Raw genomic sequence first — 22,348 nt, forward strand, 5'->3', positions numbered from 1 at the left:
GGAATTTGGCGGAAGAACACAGGAGTTGAACCTGCCCGGGACTGCTGGCAGCCCCACCCGGATTTGAAGTCCGGACGCCTCACCGGAGACGACGTTCTTCCCAAGAAGTGTCGGGATAATATGTAAATCCCGATGTGAGTTCAAGGATAAATCACCTAATTTTACTAATTAACTTTGAATTAAATCATCAGGTTACATTGATGTTGATTGAGGGTTAATTATATTAACTGGAATCACGATGGAAAATAAATCAGCCCCGGTAACCCAGCATCTGGATGTCATCCGTTTTCAGGGCAGCAGTCTGCATACTGCTGAGGATATTGTGGCCAATGAAGTGCGGGTCGCGCTGGTTTATAACGGTGTGTCTCACACTGTGATGATGGCATCCCCGCAGGATCTGGAAGCTTTTGCCATCGGCTTTACCCTGTCGGAGCGTATTGTCGAGCAGTTAGCGGAAATCAAGGATATTGAAATCCAGACCGTTGCGAATGGCGTGCTGATTTATATGGAGATCACCCAGCGGCGCTTTATTGCCTTAAAAGAACAGCGCCGTTCTATGGCTGGCCGTACCGGGTGTGGTCTGTGTGGCGTGGCTCAGTTGGAGCATGCGATGAAGCCTGTTATCCAAGTGGCTGATAGTCAGCGCTTTGCCTTGGCTGATTTAACCAATGTACTGGACACCATTGCTGACTATCAGCCGATATTCGGAGATACCGGTGCAACCCATGCGGCGATGGCGCTGGCCGCTGATGGTTCATTTATCAGCGCATTTGAAGATGTTGGACGGCATATTGCCCTGGATAAACTTATCGGTGCATGTGCCAAAGAGGCTATCCGCCCTGCTGCGGTACTGCTGACGAGCCGTGCCAGTTTTGAAATGGTGCAAAAAGCCGCCAGTGCAGGGATTGAGATCCTGTTTGCTATCTCGGCTGCTACTGCGCTGGCAGTGGAGTTAGCGCAGCAGTCCAATATCACCTTGGTGGGTTTTTGTCGTCATGGTCGGGCGACGGTTTACAGTCATCCACAACGTATTGAAACCGGTTGCCAGAACAATTTTGTTAACTTTCCTCACAGTGATACTGAGCTGGCGGTGGCGAATTAAACTTCCTATTACACTAAAAATCTAATTTATTCCCCGCTTAAGTACCTAGTGATAACCATCACAAAACAAAAATGACCCAGAGTTAATGTCTGGGTCATTTTGTCTTAACTCGTATATCAGTAGTGCATATTGTAGATTTGGCTAATGTATAGCCTCTATTTTGACTGTCTCAATTTATCTTTATTAACCCCTGCCCTGATGCGGTTTTGTTAGGGTGGTAGGGTGTGTTTTACCCCTTATCGATAATGTTATTTTCAAGTTGTATCATTTTAAATTTTGCTAGAGCATGGGACATTATTTCCCTTGATGGGTTGTCAATATGTCCAATGCTGTTGTTGGCTATTTATTTGGTGTTTTAAGCTGAAAATTAATAAACATATGAATTATAAAGTTGAAAAATTGGTGTTTTGCAGAATAACTTTGCATTAGCTGTTGAGCTGTGATCTTCGTCTTGACGGATTTATTGTCATTATTCGTTTGTTTTCTGATACTCGCTTGGCCTTAAAACGGGTTTGCTGTTTTAAGGGTGTGACTCGGCAGTTAACATAACCGGTATTAAATCGGGCTGCTGTCGGGTAGGAATCTTTTCAAGTGTGAGGCTACTCAAGATGGACAGACGACAGTTTTTTAAACTGTGTGCCTGCGGAGCGACAACCTCAGCGATTGCAGCTTTGGGCATGATGCCCGGTGAAGCGATGGCCGCGCCCCGTGAGTATAAATTGTTAAGAGCGAAAGAAACCCGCAACAACTGCTGTTATTGCTCCGTAGGCTGTGGTTTGCTGATGTACAGCCACGGTACCGTAGGCAAAAACTCAGAGCAGAGTATTTTCCATATTGAAGGGGATGCTGATAACCCAGTAAACCGTGGCGCTCTATGTCCTAAAGGCGCGGGTTTGGTGGATTACGTCAACAGTCCACATCGTAACCAGTATCCGGAAGTGCGGGAGCCGGGTACCAATGAATGGAAACGTATTTCTTGGCAGGACGCTTATGCCCGTATCGCCCGTCATATGAAAGATGACCGCGATGCAAACCTGATTGAGAAAAATTCTACAGGTCAGACAGTTAACCGCTGGATTTCCACCGGTATGATGACCTCTTCCGCCCAGCCAAATGAAGGCGGGTTTATTACCCAGAAATTTGCCCGTTCTTTGGGCATGGTACCAATCGATACGATTGCACGTGTGTGACACGCCCCAACGGTAGCAAGTCTTGCTCCAACATTTGGGCGTGGCGCCATGACCAACCACTGGATCGATATTAAGAACACCAATCTGGCTGTGATTATGGGCGGTAACGCCGCAGAAGCACATCCGGTCGGCTTTGGCTGGGTGTCTGAAGCGATGCAGCACAACAATGCCAAACTGGTGGTGGTTGATCCTCGCTTTACCCGTAGTGCCTCATTGGCTGATGTTTATGCTCCACTGCGTAGTGGTACCGATATTGCTTTCCTGCTCGGGGTGATCCGTTATCTGATCGAGACAGATCAGGTTAACCATGACTATGTCAACGCCTATACCAACGCCAGCTATATCGTCCGTGACGACTTTGAATTTAATGATGGTCTGTTCAGCGGTTTTGATGAGCAAAACGGCGGTTACAACAAAGAATCTTGGTTCTATGAACTGGATGATGACGGTTATGCCAAAGTTGACCCAAGCTACCAGCACCCACGCTGTGTGTGGAATCTGCTGAAACAGCATGTTGAGCGTTACGACTTTGATACCGTGAGCAATATTACCGGTACACCGGTTGCCGATTATCAGGCAGTCTGTGAAGCCATCGGCTCTACCCATACCCATGACCGTGTCGCGACCTTTATGTATGCGCTGGGCTGGACTCACCACTCAAAAGGTGCCCAGAACATCCGTACCATGGCCATGGTACAGCTACTGCTGGGGAACATCGGGGTATTGGGTGGCGGGGTTAACGCATTGCGCGGTCACTCCAACGTACAGGGCGCCACAGATATGGGTCTGCTGTGTCAGAGCCTGCCAGGTTACCTGAAGCTGCCAAATGATAACGATACAAATCTGCAGACGTATCTGAAGAACTACACCCCTGTGCCGCTGCGTCCTGGCCAGACCAACTACTGGCAGAACTACCCGAAATTCTTTATCTCGCAGATGAAGTCTTTCTGGGGTAAGAACGCCACGAAGGCGAATGATTTCGGTTATGACTGGATGCCAAAATGGGATCTGCAATATGACCATATCAAGCATCTGGACATGATGTACCACGGCAAGGTCAATGGTTTGTTTGTGCAGGGCATTAACTGCATTAACTCTATGCCAAACCGCAACAAGACCTTAAAGGCGCTGAGTAACCTTAAGTACTTGGTGATCATGGATCCGCTGCAGACTGAAACCGCTGAGTTCTGGCAGCATGCTGCTGACTACAACGAAGTGACTCCGGCAGATATTCAGACCGAAGTTTTCCGTCTGCCAACCACGCTGTTTGCTGAAGAAGAAGGCTGTATTGTTAACTCAGGTCGCTGGATGCAGTGGCACTGGAAAGGCGCGAACCCACCGGGTGAGTCTAAGCCAGATGCTGAGATCCTCTCCGGTCTGATGTTGACCCTGAAGCAACTGTACAAAACCGAAGGCGGTAAATTGCCAGAGCCGGTACAGGCAGTGAAGTGGGATTACCATAACCCGGCGTTCCCGCACGGGGAAGAAGTGGCGAAAGAACTGAACGGTAAAGATATTGCTTCTGGTCGTCAGTTGGATAACTTCACCCAGCTTAAAGATGATGGCAGCACAGAATGTGCTTGCTGGATCTACTCCGGTTGCTGGACTGAAGCGGGCAATATGATGGCGCGCCGTGACAACCATGATCCATCCGGCAAAGGTATCACGCCGGGATGGGCGTTTGCTTGGCCGATGAACCGTCGCGTGCTGTATAACCGCGCATCTTGTGATGTGAACGGTAAGCCATGGGATCCAAACCGCATGATTCTGGAATATACCGATGGCCATTGGCACGGTATCGATGTGGGTGACTTCAATATGAAGCTGCCACCACAGGAATCTGCCCATCCGTTCATTATGCAGCCTGAAGGTGTGGGTCGTTTCTTCGCCCTGCGTATGCTGGCAGAGGGACCGTTCCCTGAGCATTACGAGCCGATGGAATCACCAATTGGTACTAATCCGCTGCACCCGAATGTGGTCAGTAACCCTGCGGTACGTATGCTGCCAGGGGTGAAGGAGACTTTAGGTACCAATAAGGAGTTCCCTTATGTCTGTACCACTTACTCTTTAACTGAGCACTTTAACTATTGGTCTACCCACTGCCGTCTAGCGGCCATCTCTATGCCGGAAACCTTCGTTGAAATTGACGAAATGCTGGCCAAAGAGAAGGGCATCAATAACGGTGATTGGGTCACCATCAGCTCTAAGCGGGGCACAGTGGAAACTAAGGCACTGGTGACACAACGTCTGCAGCCACTCAAGGTCAATGGCCAGTGGGTTCACACTGTCGGTCTGCCACGTCACGGCAGCCATAAGGCGCTGACCCGTAAGAGCTACACCTGTAACGTGCTGACCACGGAAATCGGTGACGCTAATACCCAGACTCCTGAGTACAAAGCGTTTTTGGTCAACATTGAAAAGGCGAAGAGGGTCTGATTATGTCTGCACAGGATATTATTTTAAGTTCAGGCACATCCAGTATGGCCCCGGCCGCTCAGGTGCGCCGCAAAGTGGCAAAAATGGCCAAGCTGTTTGATGCCACCAAGTGTAACGGTTGTAAAGCCTGCCAGGTGGCCTGCAGTGAGTGGAACGATCTGCGCGCCCCTGTGGGTGAATTTACCGGCAGCTACCAGAACCCGGCGGACTTGTCCTCCGAGTGCTGGACGCTGATGAAGTACAACGAGTTCAAACAGGACAATAAGCTGCACTGGCAGTTTACCCATAGCGCCTGTATGCACTGTGATGATCCCGCCTGTCTGACGGCTTGCTCCACCAAAGGTGCCATCGTTAAGCGTTCTAACGGCACGGTGGATTTTGACTCGGATAAGTGTGTTGGTTGTGGCTACTGTGTCAGCGCCTGTCCGTTCAACATTCCCCGTATCGACCCTGTGGATCAGAAAGCATATAAGTGTACTTTGTGCTCTGACCGTACCCAGATTGGCTTAGAGCCTGCCTGTGTCAAAACCTGTATTACCGGCGCACTTAAGTTTGGTACTCGGGAAGACATGCTGTTTTACGCCGATTTACGGGTTAAGCAGCTCAAAGAGCGAGGCTATGCCAATGCCGGGTTATATAACCCGCAGGGTGTCGGCGGCACCGGGATGATGATGATCCTGCATGATGTCAACAAACCGGAAAGCTACGGCTTACCAGCGGATCCGAAAACCAGCTTGCCGACCACACTGTGGCAGGATGTGGTTAAGCCGCTGGGTACCGCCGGTATTGTGGCCACTGCGGCGGTGGCGATTTTGCACCGCATTACTGTGGGCCGCAATATTGTTGAGGAAGATGAGCCGGCTGCGTTTGACCACAGCCACAAAGATACCCATAACCAACCGTCAGATAAGGAGTAACAGCTATGCAAAAGCCTGACAGAATTTTGCGTCACACCCTGTTTGACCGCATCTGCCATTGGTTTGTGGTGGCGGCGGGTCTGGTGACCTTCTTGACCGGTTTCGGGTTGTTTTTCCCCTCGTTCCAGTGGTTGGGTGCCATCGCTGGCACCCCACAAATGGCGCGCTTTGTTCATCCATTTGCCGGGCTGTTGATGTGTTTGCCCCTGATGCTGATGTTGGTGCGTTATTACCACCATAACAAGTGGGAAAAGAACGATCTGAAATGGATGTTGGCGATCAAGGATGTGATGTTCGAGAACGAGGACAAAATCCCGGCTATCGGCCATTACAACCCAGGTCAGAAAGTGCTGTTCCGTACCTTTGTGGTGACCTCTATCGTCCTAACGGTAACAGGTTTCATCATGTGGCAGCCTTACTTTGCCCCTTACTTTGACTCTACCACTATTGAGTGGGCCATTTTACTGCACGCAGTTTGCGCGGTGATCATGCTGATCTTCGTCATGGTGCACTTCTGGATGGCAACTTGGGTGGAAGGCTCTGTGGCCGGGATGCTGTATGGCACTGTGTCACGGGCTTGGTGTAAGAAGCACCACCCGAACATGCTCAATGATCCCGAACTGAAAACAATTAAGCAGGAAAAACACTGATATGAGTACAGCTCCAGTTAATGTGACAGGTCTGGACCCTGAAATGCTGGCAAAGGATGCCTCAGTTATTAAAACCCTGATCCCGGCTAACCCGGTTGCCGTCTACCAGCGCCGTGCAGAGCGGTTGGCGGAATTGGCTCAGGACACTGCCATGACAGAATACTTTGGCTTACTGAAACAGCTAACAGCGGCCCAGGCGAAACTGGCAGCAGATTCCATCCTTGGGCCCAAGCCTAAGCTGGATATGAGTCAGGCCAGGCCAATGGCATGGCACCACTTTGACTGGGGCAACTACTGGCAGTCAGGTTTGTTAGAACTGATCAGTGAAGTCTTACCCGGTGTTGCGCCATCGCTGGCCGCGGTATTGCGGGAGCTGGCGGTAATGGAGCAAGACAAACTGCAGCAGTATGCCGAAGATATGCTGGCTGGGCACTTTACTCGTGTTCCTGCCCAGTACAGCTTGTTTATCTGGGCTGCACTGTCGCTGTATTGGTCCCGTTGGGCTGTGGATGTGGCAACTGAGCTGGCTGCAAAAGGCGTTGGGTATAAGTCCCTGTGCCCGGTCTGCGGCAGTCATCCGGTCGCCAGTGTGGTGCGGGAGCAACCCCGTCAGGGGCTGAGATACCTACACTGCAGTTTGTGTGAAACCCAGTGGCATCAGGTACGCGCCGAATGTACCTGTTGTGGGGATAATACTGATATCCACATCTGGTCAGAAACCGAGACCAAGGCACCACTGCGGATTGAAAGCTGCGGTAAGTGTCAGGGTTACACCAAAATGCTGTTTACCGATATCGACCCGCGGCTGGAAGTTGCCGCCGATGATCTGGCCAGCATGATGATGGACGCCCATTTGGTAGAGCAGGGGTTCCATGCTTCTACTGTCAATCCACTGTTGCTGGCTCATGAGCAAACAGAGGATGGTCAGGAGGTTGAAGCTCCTGTGACTGACACGCAGTCACACTGAATCTGACAAGAACAATCGTGTTTAATTGAATATCCGGGAGGCAGTGCGCTGCCTCCCGCTTTCCCCGCCCTGTATCCAAACAAGCATGTAAACAAGACTTATGACTCAAGCTATCGACTCTTCCCGCGCGTTGTTTCGCCTGCTGCCAGCGATGGACAGCCTGCTTAAGATATCTCAAGTGATGAGTTTTACTCACTGTTATGGTCGCTCTGTGGTCAAAACCTGCCTGGCTGCCATGTTGGCACAAGCCCGCCAACAAATTGCCCATGGCGGTTCGTTACCGGATTGGTGCCTTGATCAAGCGGTGTTGCTTAGCGCGCTGGAGCAGCAACTCCAGCTGCAAAGCCGTCACAGTATGACGCCGGTGATGAACCTATCCGGTACTGTGCTGCACACTAACTTGGGCCGCAGTCAGCTCAGTGAAGCGGCGATTGCGGCGGTAACCGATGTGATGCGTTATCCGGTGCCGCTGGAATTTGATATGGGCGCTGGTAAACGGGGCCACAGAGACAGTCGCATCAGTGAGCTGGTGCATGAGCTGACTGGCGCGCAGGCTTGTTGTGTGGTGAATAACAATGCTGCCGCGGTACTGTTAATGCTGGCGGCTGTGGCACCGGGCAAAGAGGTGATTGTCTCCCGGGGTGAGCTGGTGGAGATTGGCGGCGCTTTTCGTATTCCGGACATTATGGCTCAGGCCGGTTGCAAGCTGGTTGAAGTGGGCTGCACCAATCGCACTCACCTTAAGGACTACGCTGCCGCGATTACCGACAATACTGCCGCGATTATGAAGGTGCACACCAGTAACTACCATATCAGTGGTTTTACCGCTGCGGTCAGTGAGGCTGAGCTGGCGGGGTTATGCCAAGCGCAGGGTGTGGCACTGATATCGGATTTAGGCAGTGGCGCATTAACGGATTTAGCCCGCTTTGGGCTGGACAGTGAACCGATGCCGCAGCAGATGCTTAACGCCGGGGTGGATTTGGTCAGCTTCTCAGGGGATAAGCTGCTGGGCGGGCCACAAGCTGGTTTAGTGGTTGGGCAACAAGCGCTAATCGACAAGCTGCAATCCCATCCGCTTAAGCGGGCGCTGCGCTGTGACAAGATGACCCTGGCGGCACTGGAAGCCACTTTACTGGCTTACCGTAACCCAGAAACATTAGACAATGAACTGCCGATGCTGCGCAAATTAGCGCGGCCACTACCGGAATTGACCGTGTTGGGGCAATCGTTACTGGCTTTCGCGCCACGGCTAGCCAAGTTGGGTGTGACTTTGCAGTTGGCAGCTTGTGATACTCAAGTGGGCAGCGGCTCCCAACCTCATTTATTGCTGCCTTCAGTGGCCTTGACTTTCGCCCCAGCGGGTCGATTGTCACTTGGCATGCTAGAGCAGATATTCAAGACGCTGCCTCGCCCTGTAATTGGGCGAATATATGCCAACCGATTGTGGCTGGATTTACGTGGCTGTGAGGATGATACCGCGCTGGGGATCGCCTTGGAGCAATTGCTGACCAGACTCACTGCATATCAGGCATCACAGCCACAGGATACTGCTGGGGGTGAACGCCAGGAGGTGAGCGCATGATTATTGTTACCGCAGGTCATGTGGATCACGGTAAAACCAGTTTGATCCGCGCGCTGACCGGCACGGATGCCGACCGATTGCCTGAAGAGCAGCGCCGGGGGATGACGATCGATCTGGGTTATGCCTTTATGGACATTAACCAAGGTCAGCGGCTGGCCTTTATTGATGTGCCGGGCCATGAAAAATTTATCAATAATATGCTCTGTGGTGTCAGCCATGCCCGTCACGCCATGCTGGTGGTGGCTTGTGATGATGGCGTGATGCCACAAACCCGTGAGCATCTGCAAATTCTGACCTTGATGCCACTGCAGACACTGACGTTGGTTTTGACCAAGTGCGATCGGGTCGCAGATAGCCAGATTGCAACTGTGCAGCGAGAGGTGATGCAGTATTTGGCCCAATGCGCGGGCCTCAAGGGGGTCGCGTGTTATCCCTTGGTGGTGTCAGCCCATAGTGGCCAAGGCATGGCGGCGCTGAGTCAACATCTGCAATCACTGGCGACGGCGAAGCAAGCTTGTGATCAAGCTGTTTTAGCCAGTGGATTTCGTATGGTGCTTGACCGGGTGTTTACGGTAAAGGGCGCCGGTTTGGTTGCCACTGGCACAGTGATCAGCGGCGCCGTGGCGCTGGAAGACAAGCTGCACTGCAGTGGACAAAACAACTTGTTGCGGGTGCGCGGGCTACATGCCCAGGGGCGGAAGGTTAGCCGGGCTGTGGCGGGTGAGCGGGTGGCATTGAACCTCACCGGTAATAGCCGCCCACTAAGCCGAGGGGATTGGTTATCATCCTCTGCGGAGCCGATTGCCACTGACCGCATTAGTGTGCTGCTGCGTGGGTTTACTCCGACCCATTGGCAAAGCGTTCACTTGCACCATGGCGCCAGTCACTGTCTTGGCCGCATTGCATTATTAACAGAGCTAACAGAGCTGCCTGCGGCTGATGGGGTGTTAGAGGAGAGTGCCAATCTGGCATTAGCTAGTCTTGCAGGCGCTGATCAGGCGGCGCTGTATCTTGCCGAGTTGGTCTTGGAACAACCTTTAGTACCTGTCGCCGGGGATATGCTGGTGGTTCGTGATGCTTGTGGCCGTCATACCTTGGGCGGCGCACAGGTGTTGGAGTTGTCTGTTCCGTCCCGGGGCAAACGCAACACAGCAAGACTGGCTTATCTCACTTCGCTGGCGCACTGCGTATTCGCCGCCAATACCCTGATGAACGATGCTGTGGCACAGATCCCATCGCCAAGCGCTGCGCAAACATCAGAGCTGCAAACAAACAGGTTGCAGACCATTTTGTTGCGCTGTGGCTATCAGGCTCAGTCGGTCGCCCAGTTATCTTGGGATTATCAATTATCTGCTAGTGCAATGGCGACATTGAGTGCCTCGGGACAGCTTGTTTCTCGAGGCGGTTGGCTGGTGACGGCAGAACGATTAACCGAATTACAGCAAGTAATTGTGGCGCGATTGGATGCCTTTCACCAGCATAGCCCGGATGAGCTTGGTGTCGGGCGAGCCAGGTTGATGCGTATGTGCCATTGCAATTTACCGACCCCATTGATCAGTGCAGCAATTGATGGCTTGGTGATAGCGGGCTCACTGGCAACAACCCGAGGCTTGCTGCATTTGCCCCAGCACGCCTTAGCGCTGAATGATACCGAGCAACAGTTGTGGCAACAGTTACAGCCCCAGTTTGTGCAATCCCGCGGCATGTTGTGGACCACGGATATCTGCACTGCGCTGACGCTGGAGCCAAAGGCGGCGCGGCAACTGAGTTACAAGCTGGTGCAGCTGGGTTATATCAGTGCGGTGATAAAGGACAGATACTTGCTGACGGACACCCTGCAGCAGGGCGCGACATTGTTGCTGTGCCATTTTGCCAAGCACAGTGAGATTAGCACCAGCGAGTTTTGTCAGGCGATGGCAATGGGGCGCAAGGCCGGGATCCAACTGCTGGAATATTTTGATCGCAGTGGCTTTACCCGCCGCTTACACCGAGCCAGTCAGCGCTCATTACGTGATGGTGAATTATTTGCCCATCTGCGGGATGAGGGGACTGATACAAAGCATACTGTCGCCATGATGGCGAAGAATGAATTGACCCAGCGACCGGCACAGTCCGGTGCTTATACCAGCTGCCTTAGCGCCAACCAATTTAGTGCCAGCCAATGTAGTGCGGCAGAGAGACAATAATGGATCAAAGTATGGATATGATGGTGACGTTTGATGAGCAAAATAGCTGTGCATTGTCTGGTGTCCCCAGCTTGCAGATGACTGATGCTGGGCAAGGGTGCGATAGCGGATTTGCCCCACAGGTTTCTCAGCCCACTTTCCAGCCGGTGACTCAGGTCGCTGGGGTACTGTCCGGTAAAGATGGTTATGTCACTGATGTCAGTGATGCCCTTGCGCAAGAAGTGCGGGTGGCATTGGTATATAACGGTATATCCCATACTGTGATGATGGCATCGCCTGAGCATCTGGAAGAGTTCGCGATCGGTTTTACCCTATCAGAGCGTATTGTGAGTGATATCAGCGAGATCAAAGGGGTTGAGCTGGAATATGTGACATTGGGCGTGATAGTGCAGTTGGAGATTACCACCAGACGTTTTGCTGAGTTAAAACAGCAGCGGCGTAATATGGCGGGTCGGACAGGCTGCGGCCTTTGCGGGGTTGCTCAGTTAGATCAGGCCGTCAAATCTGTGATACCGGTTGTTGGTGAGAGTCTTTTCAGTCTTGGTGCACTACAACAGGCACTGGGGCAACTGAAGGCATATCAGCCTTGTTTTGCCCAAACAGGGGCAACCCATGGCGCCATGGCGCTGGGCGCAGATGGCAGTATCCTCGCAGGGTTTGAAGATGTGGGGCGACATATCGCGCTAGATAAATTAATTGGGCATTTTGCCAAGCAAAAACAGCCCATGCCTAAGGCCGTACTGCTAACTAGCCGCGCCAGTTTTGAAATGGTGCAAAAAGCCGCGGCGGCTGGGGTGGAGCTGTTATTTGCTTTGTCAGCGGTTACTGCGTTAGCCCGAGAGCTGGCTGCGAACAGTAATATCACCTTGGTGGGGTTTTGCCGTGATAACCGCGCGATGATCTATACCTGCCCCCAGCGAATAATGGCTGATGGTGTGTCGTCGCGCTGTGATGATGTTAATGCGGCCTGACACTCCCCGGGATGATTTTTAGCGCTGTGTTTTAATGGATACCTTTCCAACTCAGTTAGCGGTAGGGCATTCAGTTGCTGCCAGACGGCGCTAGAACGCTATAGCACTGGGACGTCAAAACGAGGTATTGTGCTGTATTAGTGTCGATGCCATGTCATTTTGCTAAGGGGCGATAGCCATTGCGGTATCGCCCCTGTTTATCTCTTAGCTTTTTTATCCCTTAGCTTTTTTATCTCTTATCTCCCCTTACCCTTGGTTCTTCTTTTTGCTTGTATCGTCGCTTTGATTATTTTTTCGTTGCGACTTACCTTGTCATGCCTTTGTCGCATCTCCTTGCCATATCTCTTTCCTTTGGTGTGTTGATGCTGTGCGCTGTTGTTTCTGCATCCTGTGTGTTCCCTTTATCTGAAATGGGGCAGAGATTAAATTTAACCAAAGGCTAAATTAACCTCTTTGCATGCTTAGCATATATGGGAATTATCTATTCCCCGGGCAGTCTTACCGGGTATAGGCTGAATGTCTGATTGGAGGCAGGTTCATACCGTTACGGCGTTGGACGTAAAAGGTGTCACTTTTACGGAAAAATACCTCAGTATTGTTTGGGGCAATCTGCCTTTTGGGATATTTGCGGCCAGAAAATTTTGGTCTACATTCTTTCAGAGCTTGGGAAATGTACAGTAGCGGTACATTTATTGGAAATTAGTGAAAAATTCATGCCTGAGGCATTGATTATTGCTAAGTTTCTGTAAAAATACCGGCTTATCAGAGTCCGCCACTACCCAGGGCGGAAAATAGCAGATAGCGTTCCAGCTATTTCAATCGTTTCAGTTATATGTGTTGATTTATAGGTGTTGGCATATATGTATAACACGTCAAAAAAACAAATTTGGTTCGGTGAGCTGAGAACCTCCCGCGGTAATACCGTTGTCATTCATGATAATCAGCTACCTGACGCCTCCGTAGGACGGATTTTTCTCTATAACACTGATCGCAATGCTATCGTGGAATATGTAGAGGAGATTGTAAAACCCAACTTATATGAATTGGATGAAGCGGCAATTAAAGCTGCTGAAACCAAGTTCGGCGTGGCCTGGAAGATGGCTCGGGCAGATTTTTTGGGTAAACGTATGAATGTCAATGAGCTAGAGGACAATGTGCCGGTAGTGAAAAAGCCTAAGGTGGAATTGGAAACCGAAGATGGCTATGACAATGATTACGATGATGATGATTGGTCTGATGATGATTACGATGATGAGTAATCAGATGAATTAATAAAAACGGCAGCCGACGATGGCTGCCGTTTTTATTTCTGCGCAGTGTATTGCTTGGCAGTAAATAAGTGAGTAATGCGTTGAGCGGTTAAAAAGTAAATAAGCGCTTGGCGAACTGTCTTATTATGTCAATCAACTTGAACAGGGACTTTCTCTATGCTCAAGTTATTATGTCTCTGCGCTGTGAATATGGCTATAAATTGTCAAATTGATAGCGGATTAGCTGGGTCAGTGGCGTGTGCTGCTCGGGTTGCTCGGCAAATTGAGGTTGCAAGCCAAAAGCGATATCGCGACTAAAATCGCGGCAACGGTGAGTTGCCTGACCTTCTAATTCTGCGGCGCGATTGAGGCGCAGCTGAGGGCAGTTACTGTAGACGACTAATGCCCGCTTGCTCTGTGTGGCATACAGGGTTGCTTGGTGTTGTAGTTGCATATCTGTTTGGGGCTCTGGTGCCAGCAGGGCATCATTGAGCGGGTAATCGGTGAGTGTTCCCTGCTGATTAATTTGCAGGTGATGGTCTGCTAGAGACGCACTGGGTTGAGTGCCATTGAGATTGACCAGCATATTGTGGCGTTGAAGTGTAATACCTTGGCAGGTTACTTCCAAATACAGGTTGTTGCCAGCTAAGCGGTAGTCAAGCATGGATCATGCCCTCATCGGTAGTCAAACTCACTCTAGCGCCGTCGGATAATGCGCCGAGTTGCCAGTGATGTCGATGCAAGGGATTATTGGCGATCACGGCTCCAAGGGCGGTTGGTAGCGTGAGATAATCTTCGGCGCTGTTACACCCCAGGATAAGGTTTCGTCGCTCACCGGCGGGATCCGGAGCCCAAAGTGCCCGGATAATACCTCCGAGGCTCAGTACTTCCAGTGCCAGAATGCCGTTATCTATCTGTAAACGTTCAATGCGCCCGCCTCGGGGATCATGCCAAGGCTCCAGTACGTTGAAACGTACCATGAGAAAATCCTTATTGCTTTGAATAGTTTAGAAATATTCTATTCTGCGGGCGCTTTTTCAGCAGTGATGCAGGTCTAATACTGGGTGATAAATATCCACCCCCTTTGGGTTATATTGCTGCCAGTTTGATTTGGCCGGCGGCATCCGCGGCATGACACACATAGATATCCGCTTCGGGGAAGCGACGATGGATATCAGTACTCAGGCTGTCAGCCAGTGTTTGTGGCAGCAGTGCGAGAATAATCTGATCTGCTGTCATACGTACCGCCCCCTGTTGGCCGGCGGATTGTTGGATCTGTTGGCAGATTTCATTGGCGCGGGGATTATCTACCCCATAGTCATCGACTAAAGAGCGATGTGAAGCACTCATTAGCGCATTAAGCAGGGACATATTGCGGTGGCGCAGTGCCGAAACCATACGATGAGCCCGTTGATTTTCCGATAACAGATGCCGCACCTGCCTAAAGGCGCGATCATCAATACCATCTTCCTCACTTAAGGCACTACGGGCATTATCAAGTTGCTCCAAACTGAGATTGCGCAGTGAATCGAGGTGGAAAAAGGCATTCATGGTACTGCAATGCTGTTGCCGCGCGAGACGTCTGGCTTCAGTTTTGGCAATGACGGCGGCGGGTTTGATGATCAGAAATGCCATATTTTCGGGCAGGGGAATAGGTTGGCAGTCCAGATCTAAGCTATCGATCATTAACAGGTTATCACGCTGAGCCAGCACACAACTCATCTGACTTAGGGCACCACAAGTATGTTTTAAATAAAGTTGCTCAGCCCGCTGGGCCAGTTGCGCAATCGCTAATGGGGACAGTGGCTGATCAATACAGAGATTTAATGCTGTGCCAAATGCAGTTTGTAGCGCGGCATTGGTTCCCATGGCGGTATTGGCTGGAATACTGCTGGCCACGGCCATGTCCAGTCCCCCCAGCTGCAGTCCGGATAATGTCATAATCCGGGTGATACCTTTTAGGTTATTGAGGCTGTCACTGTCTGGCTCTGGCGCCCCTTCTTCGCCTGCGCGCCATTGGTAGACTTGCCCGGCGTGAATGCCCTGTCCTTTAATGGCAGAGGGGTGAAAGGCAACCCGGAACTGACCATCTTGCCTTGGTTTGACAGCAAAGACGGTGTGGTAGTCCACCGCACAGCATAATGTCAGGCCATCATGGCAGTCACTGTAATCACCGATAAGGTTGACCCGCCCAGGAGATTGATACAAGGCGCTGGGTTCGGCGGAAAAGGCCTGTTGGAATAATCGGGTGACGGTATCGGTGACGCTGTTCATACAAAGACAATCCACTGCGCTATTAAACTGGGTTATTGATTACCGGGTAGCAAAAATAACTGCTCATTAAGGCGGTGTTAGTGCTTTCGGTTGCTTTTGTTATATCACGGCGTTGAAAAATGTGTAACTAAGTTTTTCAGCCAATGAGGGCAGTTAGCCGGGAGAACATGCTGAATGCTCAATAAGCTGGCAGTGGCCGGTGTATGGGGCGTGCTGGAATGCGTGCTGGGATAAGTTTAGCGGCTTAATCTAGGCGCTAAATTGTTAAAATATTTGCATTTCACCGGGGAGAACCCCGGTGAATATCGGGCGTAATCGTCTAAAATCAGCTAGCTGATTTAACAGTTTGTGACGCTTTATCTTGTTGGTTGAAATACAGCAGCTCGGCAGTGACATGGTCGACAAAACCGGCCCCTGCGGCTTCATACAGGTTATAGATACTGTGCACTCCGGCATCACGCAGGGACTGAGCATCGTCAGCATACTGGACTATAGCACTGATTTTGCCTTGATAATCTCGCTTACGCAGTTGCTCCACGGCGAACAGGTTACCGCCATGGTGGGGCATCGCCAGCAGCACTAATTCCAGTTCATCAGCACTGTCGAGCTTTTCCCAAAAATCGATATCAGCAGCATCGCCCTGAACTACATTGCGGCCGTAATTTTTATGTTGCTCTACCAATTCCTGTTTGTGTTCAATGCCTAGCACTTCACTGCCGAATTTGGCGATGAGCTCATCATAGGCTCCGGCACCGATACGGCCCATACCGATAATTAAAAATCGAGGGTTACCAATGGCAATGGCTCTGTCTTCCGGATGCAGCGGATAGCGCTCCATTTGCCGCAGTCGGGTATTGTAGCGTTGATACAGACTACTGACCGTCGCATTGAGCGGCGCTGACAGCAGAAAACTGATACTTAAGGCGACGGCGATAATCACCAGCCAATGTGCCGGTAACCACCCTTGATGGGCTGCAACTGCAGCAACAATCAAACCAAATTCGCTGTAATTCCCCAGGCTGAACGAGGCCTGCATGGCGGTGCGGGATCTAAGTTTAAAGCGGGTCAGCAGGTAGAAAAATAGCGCGATCTTTAATGGAATGACGGCAACCAGAATACCGGCCAGCGCCATATCCCCCCAAGAGGGTAAGCCATTGAGTCCTATCGTCAGGAAAAAGGCGACTAAGAAAAGCTCTTTGAAGTAAAACAGTGACTTTGCCAGCTCGTTGGCTTTGGCGTGCCCCGCCAGCAGAATACCGACGATGAGTGCGCCGAGATCCGGTTTTAATCCGACAGCCTCAAACAAGCCGGCCCCGACGACCAGCGCCATGACCAAGCCAAACAGCACCAGTAATTCTCCGTGGCCGACTCGGTCAAAAGCCCGGTAAAATAGTGGTCGTGCCAAGGGGAGCAATAAAAGCCCTAATGCCCAGACACTGGGCCACTGCCCCTTGGATAGGGTAAGAAACACCACGGCAAAAATATCTTGCATGATCAGAATGCCGATAGCGATGCGGCCATACAGCGTCTGCATATCGCCTTTATCTTCCAGCACCTTAACTGCAAAAACGGTACTGGAAAAACCCAGTGCAAAAGCCAGCAATCCTAGCTGAGTCCAGTTTAAATCGATAAGTTGGCTCAGTCCGGCCAGTCCCAATAATTTCAATAGCGGGATAAAAAACAACATGGAACTGGCCAGGTGCATACTGGCTCCCGCCCACACCTCAGCTTTAAACAGACTGCGAAGGTCGAGCTTTAAGCCGATAGCAAACAACAGCAAGGTTACGCCGAGATTGGCTAATTGCTCCAGCAGTGGCAGGCTGGCTTCATTAATGCCGAATAGAAAGAGGACAAACCCGGCAATAAGGTAGCCGATGAGGGGCGGCAGGCCGACCCGGCTGACCAATAGGCCGCAGGCGAGGGTTGTGATAAGAATTGCAGGTTCCATGGCCATCCTTGAAGCAGTCGAACTGGGGCCATTGTATAAGAAAAAGAGTGTGTTGCAGTACGGAATATTGAAATAGTTTGTGCCAGAAGAGCAGCTTTTTTTACATCCAGTGTTCTGGCATGAAAAAGCCGCCGAGGTGAGCGGCGGCTTAACACAGACTATCCTGTCAACTTAGTGTTGCAGCAGGTTGTCCAAATGGGCGGCAAAGTCTTTCGGTCCCATAAAGCCGGTAACCGTCAGTTGTTTCTGCTGTTGCCCGTTAGCATCGAACATCAGCAGCGTCGGCAGTCCCAGTACATGGAAATGCTCCAGCAAGGCCACATCTGTGGCATCATTTTTAGTGACATCCGCCTTGAGCAAGACCATTTTGGCAAAGCGTTGTTTGACTTCAGCGTCTTTAAAGGTAATTTTTTCAAACTCTTTACAGGCTACGCACCAGTCGGCATACAGATCCAGTAATACAGGCTTACCTTGGGCTTTCGCTTTTGCCAACTCAGCATTCAGATCGGCCAGCGATTTCACCTTGATAAAGTGGTGACCGGTTGCAACGTCCTGACTGACAGCGGTATTTTGATTAAAGCCCAGTTTATGCATTACTGACTGGAAGCCGTAAGAGAAGCTGGCCAGTAGCGTCAAGGTCAGCAGCACGGAGCGTACTGTCTGTTTCCAAGTAAACTCTGTCAGTTTATTTTGGTGCATCAGATAACCGGTAAAGGCGATGCCCCATACAGACCAGAGCAGATCAGACACTATGCCCGGCCAGATGCGGCCAATCATAATTACCGACACGGCCAATAGCAGGAAGCCAAAAATCGTTTTGATCACTTCCATCCAACGCCCGGCGCGAGGCAGCAGTTTTCCGCCCGAGGTACCCAGTAGCAGTAATGGCAGCCCCATGCCCATTGCCAGCACATACAGGGTTAAAAAGCCCAGCAACAGATTGCCGCTTTGCGCGACATAAATCAGTACCCCGGAAAGTGGCGCTGTGGTGCAGGGGGAGGCCACTAGACCTGAGATAACCCCCATCACAAACACACCGGTTAGGCTGCCGCCGCGTTGGTTGTTGGAAACGTTATTCATCTTTTCCTGCCAGCGGGATGGCAGGCGCAGCTCATATAAACCAAACATAGACATACTGAGCAGCACAAACAGTATCGCAAGGCCAATCAGTACTGCCGGATGTTGCAGGGCTGCCTGATATTTCATTCCGGCAGAGGCCACAATCAGCCCCAGCACGGAATAGGTAATCGCCATCCCCTGTACATAGGCCATGGACAGCGTAAAGGCCTTGGCGGTGGAGAGCTTTTGCTTCTGCCCGACAATAATGCCTGACAAAATAGGGTACATGGGGAAGACGCAGGGCGTCAGTGCCAACCCAATCCCCAAACCAAAGAAGATCAGTAGTGTTAGAGCCAGATTATCCTGGTTGAGCATACTGCTTAAGCTATCTTGCTCACTGACGACTGCCGGGGCTTTTGCTCCGGTATTGCTTTGCTGGGCGGCCGTTTCAAACAGGGATGTGTGTTCGGTATTGGCAGGCTTTGTGGTTGTGACCGTGCCGTCATTGGCAGCGACCGGCTGAATATCGGCGGTGCGAGTGGTAGGAGGAAAACATAGCTTACCTTCAGCACATCCCATAAAGGTGACCGACAGTTTGGCATGATCGCCGGCCTGCTTTACGGCCAGTGGAATATCTACATAGCTGTAATACACCTCTTGATCGCCAAAATAATCATCGTGGTGCAGTTTGCCTTTGGGCAGGGTAAATTCGGCCAGTGTGGCGCCATCGGCGCGGATTTTCAGCTTGTCTCGGTACATGTAGTAACCGTCGGCAATGACGAAATTGACCTTTAGCTGATTACCTTGCTGCTGAAAATCGAAGGCAAAGGCTTTATCCACCGGCATTAATTCCGGCTCTTCATTTAAAAAGCTGAATTTTTTGCTGTCAAAGATGCCTTCACTGTGCGCGAGTGGCGCCAGCATCACCCATCCGGTAAGCAGTAATGCAAATAGTTTTTTCATGGTTGGCTGTGTTCTTTTATCCAATCTAAGTAAGCGGGAAGACCGGCAGTGACAGGGACGGCGATAATTTCCGGCACCTTATAAGGGTGCAATTCCTGCAATTGCTGGGCCAGCGCATCATAACAGCTTGCCAGACATTTAATCTGTAAGCTGATTTCCTGTTCTTCACAGATTTCACCATCCCAGTGATACAGCGAAGTGACTGGGGCGGAAATCTGAACACAGGCGGCCAAATGCTGTGTCAGCAGGGCCCGGGCCAGCTCAGTTGCACAGGTTTGAGTCGGGCAACTGGTGAATACCACTAAGTATTCGCTCGAGTATTGCATCACATATTCCTTAACTGTGGTTTAAGCCTTGAGCGGTAAGCTGGTAACTGTACGTGTTTTAGCAGTTACTTGCATTAGCAGGGGGCAAAAACAGTGAGTCAGTTCAATGCCGAGGGAAAACCTCGGACTGACTTGAAAATAGACAAGGGAAACCCCATTTAGTTTTCAACAGATGAAAAAACGCTATTCCCTGCATTAACAATTGATGAGGTCTGCATGTTTCCGATTTTATTCCTGATATTTATTTTGGTTCCCGTTGTGGAGCTGTCGGTGTTGATCAGGGTTGGCGATATTCTGGGTGCCTGGACCACGGTGGCACTGTGTTTATTTACCGCGCTGGTGGGGGCATCGCTGGTGCGTAGTCAAGGGCTCAGTACCTTGATGCAGGCCCGAGAAAAATTGGCTCGGGGCGAATCTCCAGGACAGGAAGTGATTGAAGGCATGATGCTGGCCGCGGCAGGTGTGCTGTTGGTGATCCCGGGATTTGTCACTGACTTTATTGGCCTGTTGTTGTTAACTCCGCTGACTCGGGGGCCGATTGCCCGTTATCTGCTCAAGCGTGCCCAGATTAAAGTCAGTAAACAAGGTGGTTTTAGCGCAGGTTTCGGCGGTCAGGGCTTTGGTGGGTTTGGGCAGCAGTCTAGGCAGAATCCATTTGATTCGGCTCGGGATAATCACAGCGGCAATACCTTTGATGGTGATTTTGAGCGCAAGCAGGATGACGATAGAGGGTTGTCTCAGGGCCGTAACCCTAAAGATCCTGACTCCCAGCAGTAAATGTTGCTGATATAAAACAGGCCGCATATGCGGCCTGTTTTATTAGGGGTGAGCAAAGTGTGCAACCAGTGCCTGTATTAGTTGGGCGGTGATCGGACCGGGTTGCCGCTGGCGGGATATCAGGGCGCCAACTGCGGTGATCCAGCCATTAGGCTCATGGGCGATGGGGAGGCGCACTAAGGTGCTATCTTGCAATTGTCGGTTGACCATGGCTTCTGGAACTAACGTCCACCCCAGCCCTTTTTGTGCCAGATTGATCAATAACTGATGACTGTTGGCATAGGTCACTTTGGGGGTAATGGCATCACTGAACCACAGCTGCTCTTCGCTCATGCTTTGGTGCACCAGTTGCCGTTGGGCTGTTAAGTCTGTGGCCTTGACCTTAGGGAGGGCGGCCAAGGGGTGAAATGGGGCGCAGACGGTAATAAATTTAATATGGCCTAGGTTGAGAAAATCCACCGAAGTTTTCATTTCTCCGGTTTGATACACAATGGCCAGTTGCGCCTTAGCCTCTACCAGCTGGGTTTCAGCATCAAAACTGGATAGTAGTTGAATATTAAAGTGGGTGGTGGGGTAGTGCTCAATCAATTGCGCGATGATCTCCAGTACACCGGCATCTGCCAAGCTTTCATCAATGATGATGGTGAGCTCGTTTTCCTGCTGCGCTTCGAGGGCGCTGACTTTCTGATCAAAAAATTGTTTTTGTTCCAGTAATGCTCGGGCGATGGGCGCGAGTGCTTGTCCAGCCTCGGTTAATACCGGGGTATTACCACTACGGTCAAATAAGGTTTGATCCAGTGCGATTTCCAAATTAGCAATGGCTTGACTCACACCGGATTGCGCGCGTTTAAATTTCCGCGCCGCAGCGGAAAAACTACCGCAGTCGCATACGGCCAAAAATAAACTTAGCTGTTCAAAACTGTACATAAAACAAGAATCTCTAGGGGCTGTGGACCTTTCAAGTTTGTTTTTGCAGCGATTTGAGGGGCTTTATACCAGGCAGGGGCTCTGATAGGTAGTTGTACTACCTGATAAGCCGATAACGCAGTAGAAAGGCGCCTCAAACGCTGCCCGCAGGGTTCGGCTAAAAGCGTTTTACGCTTTGTTGAGCGGTTCTTGCTTAGAATAACTAGGCGACAAACCACTCGCCGCGATTAAAACGCTTTTATCTCGAACAAAATTTAATCACGAAACGTCAACAGACCCCAGGTATCACGCTTTGTGATAGTAGCTAACTTGGCTTTCTTTTTACCGTACCGATAATCAGATTTCCGTAAGTTGGATCTGATAATGAAGGATGGATGGGAGAATGAGCTTTAAAGAGCGTTGTTTTCATGCACTGTTATTTGAAATCTTGGTGATTATTTTTTCAGTGATTGGATTAAGCGTTTTTACCAATCATGGCGCGGGTGAGCTGTCAGGCACCATGGTGGCCGTGTGTACCATAGCAACAGTGTGGAATTTAGTGTTTAACCGTGTGTTTGATATGTGGTTTACCGCCCCGAGGGAGCAACGCGGGGTTTTGATGCGTATTATGCATACCCTGCTGTTTGAGGGGGGACTGCTATTTATTACCACGCCAGTGATTGCCTGGATCCTGTCAGTGAGTTTGTGGCAGGCATTGGTGATGGATATTGGGGTGACCTTATTTGTTACGGTATACACCTTCTTTTTCAATTGGATATACGACAATGTCCGTTTGCATTTTGTGCATTACAGCTTAAACCGGCCGGTTTAATCATGCTAAGCC

General features: G+C 50.7%; 18 protein-coding genes and 1 tRNA gene. 11 read left to right on the forward strand and 8 right to left on the reverse strand.

Annotated features, from left to right (window positions below; all coding sequences use genetic code 11):
* Positions 1-6 precede the first annotated feature (6 nt).
* A tRNA-Sec gene (locus NFHSH190041_RS03435) sits at positions 7-101 on the reverse strand.
* 137 nt (positions 102-238) lie between these two features.
* On the opposite strand from NFHSH190041_RS03435, the gene fdhD (NFHSH190041_RS03440) reads away from it, so the two are divergent.
* From fdhD (NFHSH190041_RS03440) to NFHSH190041_RS03480, 9 genes are all read left to right on the forward strand, one after another.
* Positions 239-1,102, forward strand: coding sequence for a formate dehydrogenase accessory sulfurtransferase FdhD (fdhD, locus tag NFHSH190041_RS03440; protein WP_261923917.1), 864 nt, complete (start codon positions 239-241; stop codon positions 1,100-1,102).
* Positions 1,103-1,710: 608 nt separating this feature from the next.
* Complete coding sequence (gene fdnG, locus NFHSH190041_RS03445; RefSeq protein WP_261923918.1) at positions 1,711-4,728, forward strand: formate dehydrogenase-N subunit alpha; 3,018 nt, start codon at positions 1,711-1,713, stop codon at positions 4,726-4,728.
* A gap of 2 nt (positions 4,729-4,730) precedes the next feature.
* The gene (gene fdxH, locus NFHSH190041_RS03450) at positions 4,731-5,645 is read left to right on the forward strand and encodes a formate dehydrogenase subunit beta (RefSeq protein WP_315972964.1); all 915 of its coding nucleotides are present in this window, start codon (positions 4,731-4,733) and stop codon (positions 5,643-5,645) included.
* A 5-nt stretch (positions 5,646-5,650) separates the two neighbouring features.
* Complete coding sequence (locus NFHSH190041_RS03455; protein WP_261923919.1) at positions 5,651-6,295, forward strand: formate dehydrogenase subunit gamma; 645 nt, start codon at positions 5,651-5,653, stop codon at positions 6,293-6,295.
* 1 nt (position 6,296) lies between these two features.
* Positions 6,297-7,262: a formate dehydrogenase accessory protein FdhE gene (fdhE, locus tag NFHSH190041_RS03460; RefSeq protein WP_261923920.1), complete on the forward strand. Its 966-nt coding sequence runs from the start codon at positions 6,297-6,299 to the stop codon at positions 7,260-7,262.
* Between the two features lie 100 nt (positions 7,263-7,362).
* A complete protein-coding gene (gene selA, locus NFHSH190041_RS03465; protein ID WP_261923921.1) occupies positions 7,363-8,844 on the forward strand; it encodes an L-seryl-tRNA(Sec) selenium transferase in 1,482 nt (493 codons plus the stop codon).
* Entirely contained in the window at positions 8,841-11,030 is a 2,190-nt protein-coding gene (gene selB / locus NFHSH190041_RS03470; RefSeq protein ID WP_261923922.1) for a selenocysteine-specific translation elongation factor, read from the forward strand. The genes selA and selB overlap by 4 nt, the downstream gene beginning before the upstream one ends.
* Positions 11,030-12,001, forward strand: a complete 972-nt coding sequence (fdhD, locus tag NFHSH190041_RS03475) for a formate dehydrogenase accessory sulfurtransferase FdhD (protein ID WP_315972965.1) — start codon at positions 11,030-11,032, stop codon at positions 11,999-12,001. Before selB ends, fdhD (NFHSH190041_RS03475) begins: the two co-directional genes overlap by 1 nt.
* An 860-nt stretch (positions 12,002-12,861) precedes the next feature.
* On the forward strand, positions 12,862-13,260 hold the full coding sequence (locus tag NFHSH190041_RS03480) for a hypothetical protein (protein WP_261923923.1): 399 nt from the start codon (positions 12,862-12,864) through the stop codon (positions 13,258-13,260).
* A gap of 205 nt (positions 13,261-13,465) precedes the next feature.
* Here NFHSH190041_RS03480 and NFHSH190041_RS03485 read toward each other — a convergent pair whose 3' ends face one another.
* The 6 genes from NFHSH190041_RS03485 to cutA form a co-directional block, all read right to left on the reverse strand.
* On the reverse strand, positions 13,466-13,915 hold the full coding sequence (locus NFHSH190041_RS03485) for a hypothetical protein (protein ID WP_261923924.1): 450 nt from the start codon (positions 13,913-13,915) through the stop codon (positions 13,466-13,468).
* Complete coding sequence (locus NFHSH190041_RS03490; RefSeq protein ID WP_261923925.1) at positions 13,908-14,231, reverse strand: hypothetical protein; 324 nt, start codon at positions 14,229-14,231, stop codon at positions 13,908-13,910. Before NFHSH190041_RS03490 ends, NFHSH190041_RS03485 begins: the two co-directional genes overlap by 8 nt.
* A 109-nt stretch (positions 14,232-14,340) precedes the next feature.
* On the reverse strand, positions 14,341-15,525 hold the full coding sequence (locus NFHSH190041_RS03495) for a galactokinase (protein ID WP_261923926.1): 1,185 nt from the start codon (positions 15,523-15,525) through the stop codon (positions 14,341-14,343).
* Positions 15,526-15,850: 325 nt separating this feature from the next.
* Positions 15,851-17,473, reverse strand: coding sequence for a cation:proton antiporter family protein (locus tag NFHSH190041_RS03500; protein ID WP_261923927.1), 1,623 nt, complete (start codon positions 17,471-17,473; stop codon positions 15,851-15,853).
* Between the two features lie 171 nt (positions 17,474-17,644).
* Positions 17,645-19,495, reverse strand: a complete 1,851-nt coding sequence (locus NFHSH190041_RS03505; RefSeq protein WP_261923928.1) for a protein-disulfide reductase DsbD — start codon at positions 19,493-19,495, stop codon at positions 17,645-17,647.
* Positions 19,492-19,821, reverse strand: a complete 330-nt coding sequence (gene cutA, locus NFHSH190041_RS03510) for a divalent-cation tolerance protein CutA (protein ID WP_261923929.1) — start codon at positions 19,819-19,821, stop codon at positions 19,492-19,494. Before cutA ends, NFHSH190041_RS03505 begins: the two co-directional genes overlap by 4 nt.
* A 216-nt stretch (positions 19,822-20,037) precedes the next feature.
* Between cutA and NFHSH190041_RS03515 the strand changes: the two genes are divergently transcribed.
* Positions 20,038-20,598, forward strand: coding sequence for an FxsA family protein (locus NFHSH190041_RS03515; protein ID WP_261923930.1), 561 nt, complete (start codon positions 20,038-20,040; stop codon positions 20,596-20,598).
* 42 nt (positions 20,599-20,640) lie between these two features.
* Here NFHSH190041_RS03515 and NFHSH190041_RS03520 read toward each other — a convergent pair whose 3' ends face one another.
* A complete protein-coding gene (locus NFHSH190041_RS03520; RefSeq protein WP_261923931.1) occupies positions 20,641-21,525 on the reverse strand; it encodes a LysR family transcriptional regulator in 885 nt (294 codons plus the stop codon).
* Positions 21,526-21,907: 382 nt separating this feature from the next.
* Here NFHSH190041_RS03520 and NFHSH190041_RS03525 point away from each other — a divergent pair, with 382 nt between their 5' ends.
* On the forward strand, positions 21,908-22,336 hold the full coding sequence (locus NFHSH190041_RS03525; protein WP_261923932.1) for a PACE efflux transporter: 429 nt from the start codon (positions 21,908-21,910) through the stop codon (positions 22,334-22,336).
* Positions 22,337-22,348 lie beyond the last annotated feature (12 nt).

The organism is Shewanella sp. NFH-SH190041 (assembly GCF_024363255.1).
Taxonomy (GTDB): Bacteria; Pseudomonadota; Gammaproteobacteria; order Enterobacterales; family Shewanellaceae; genus Shewanella.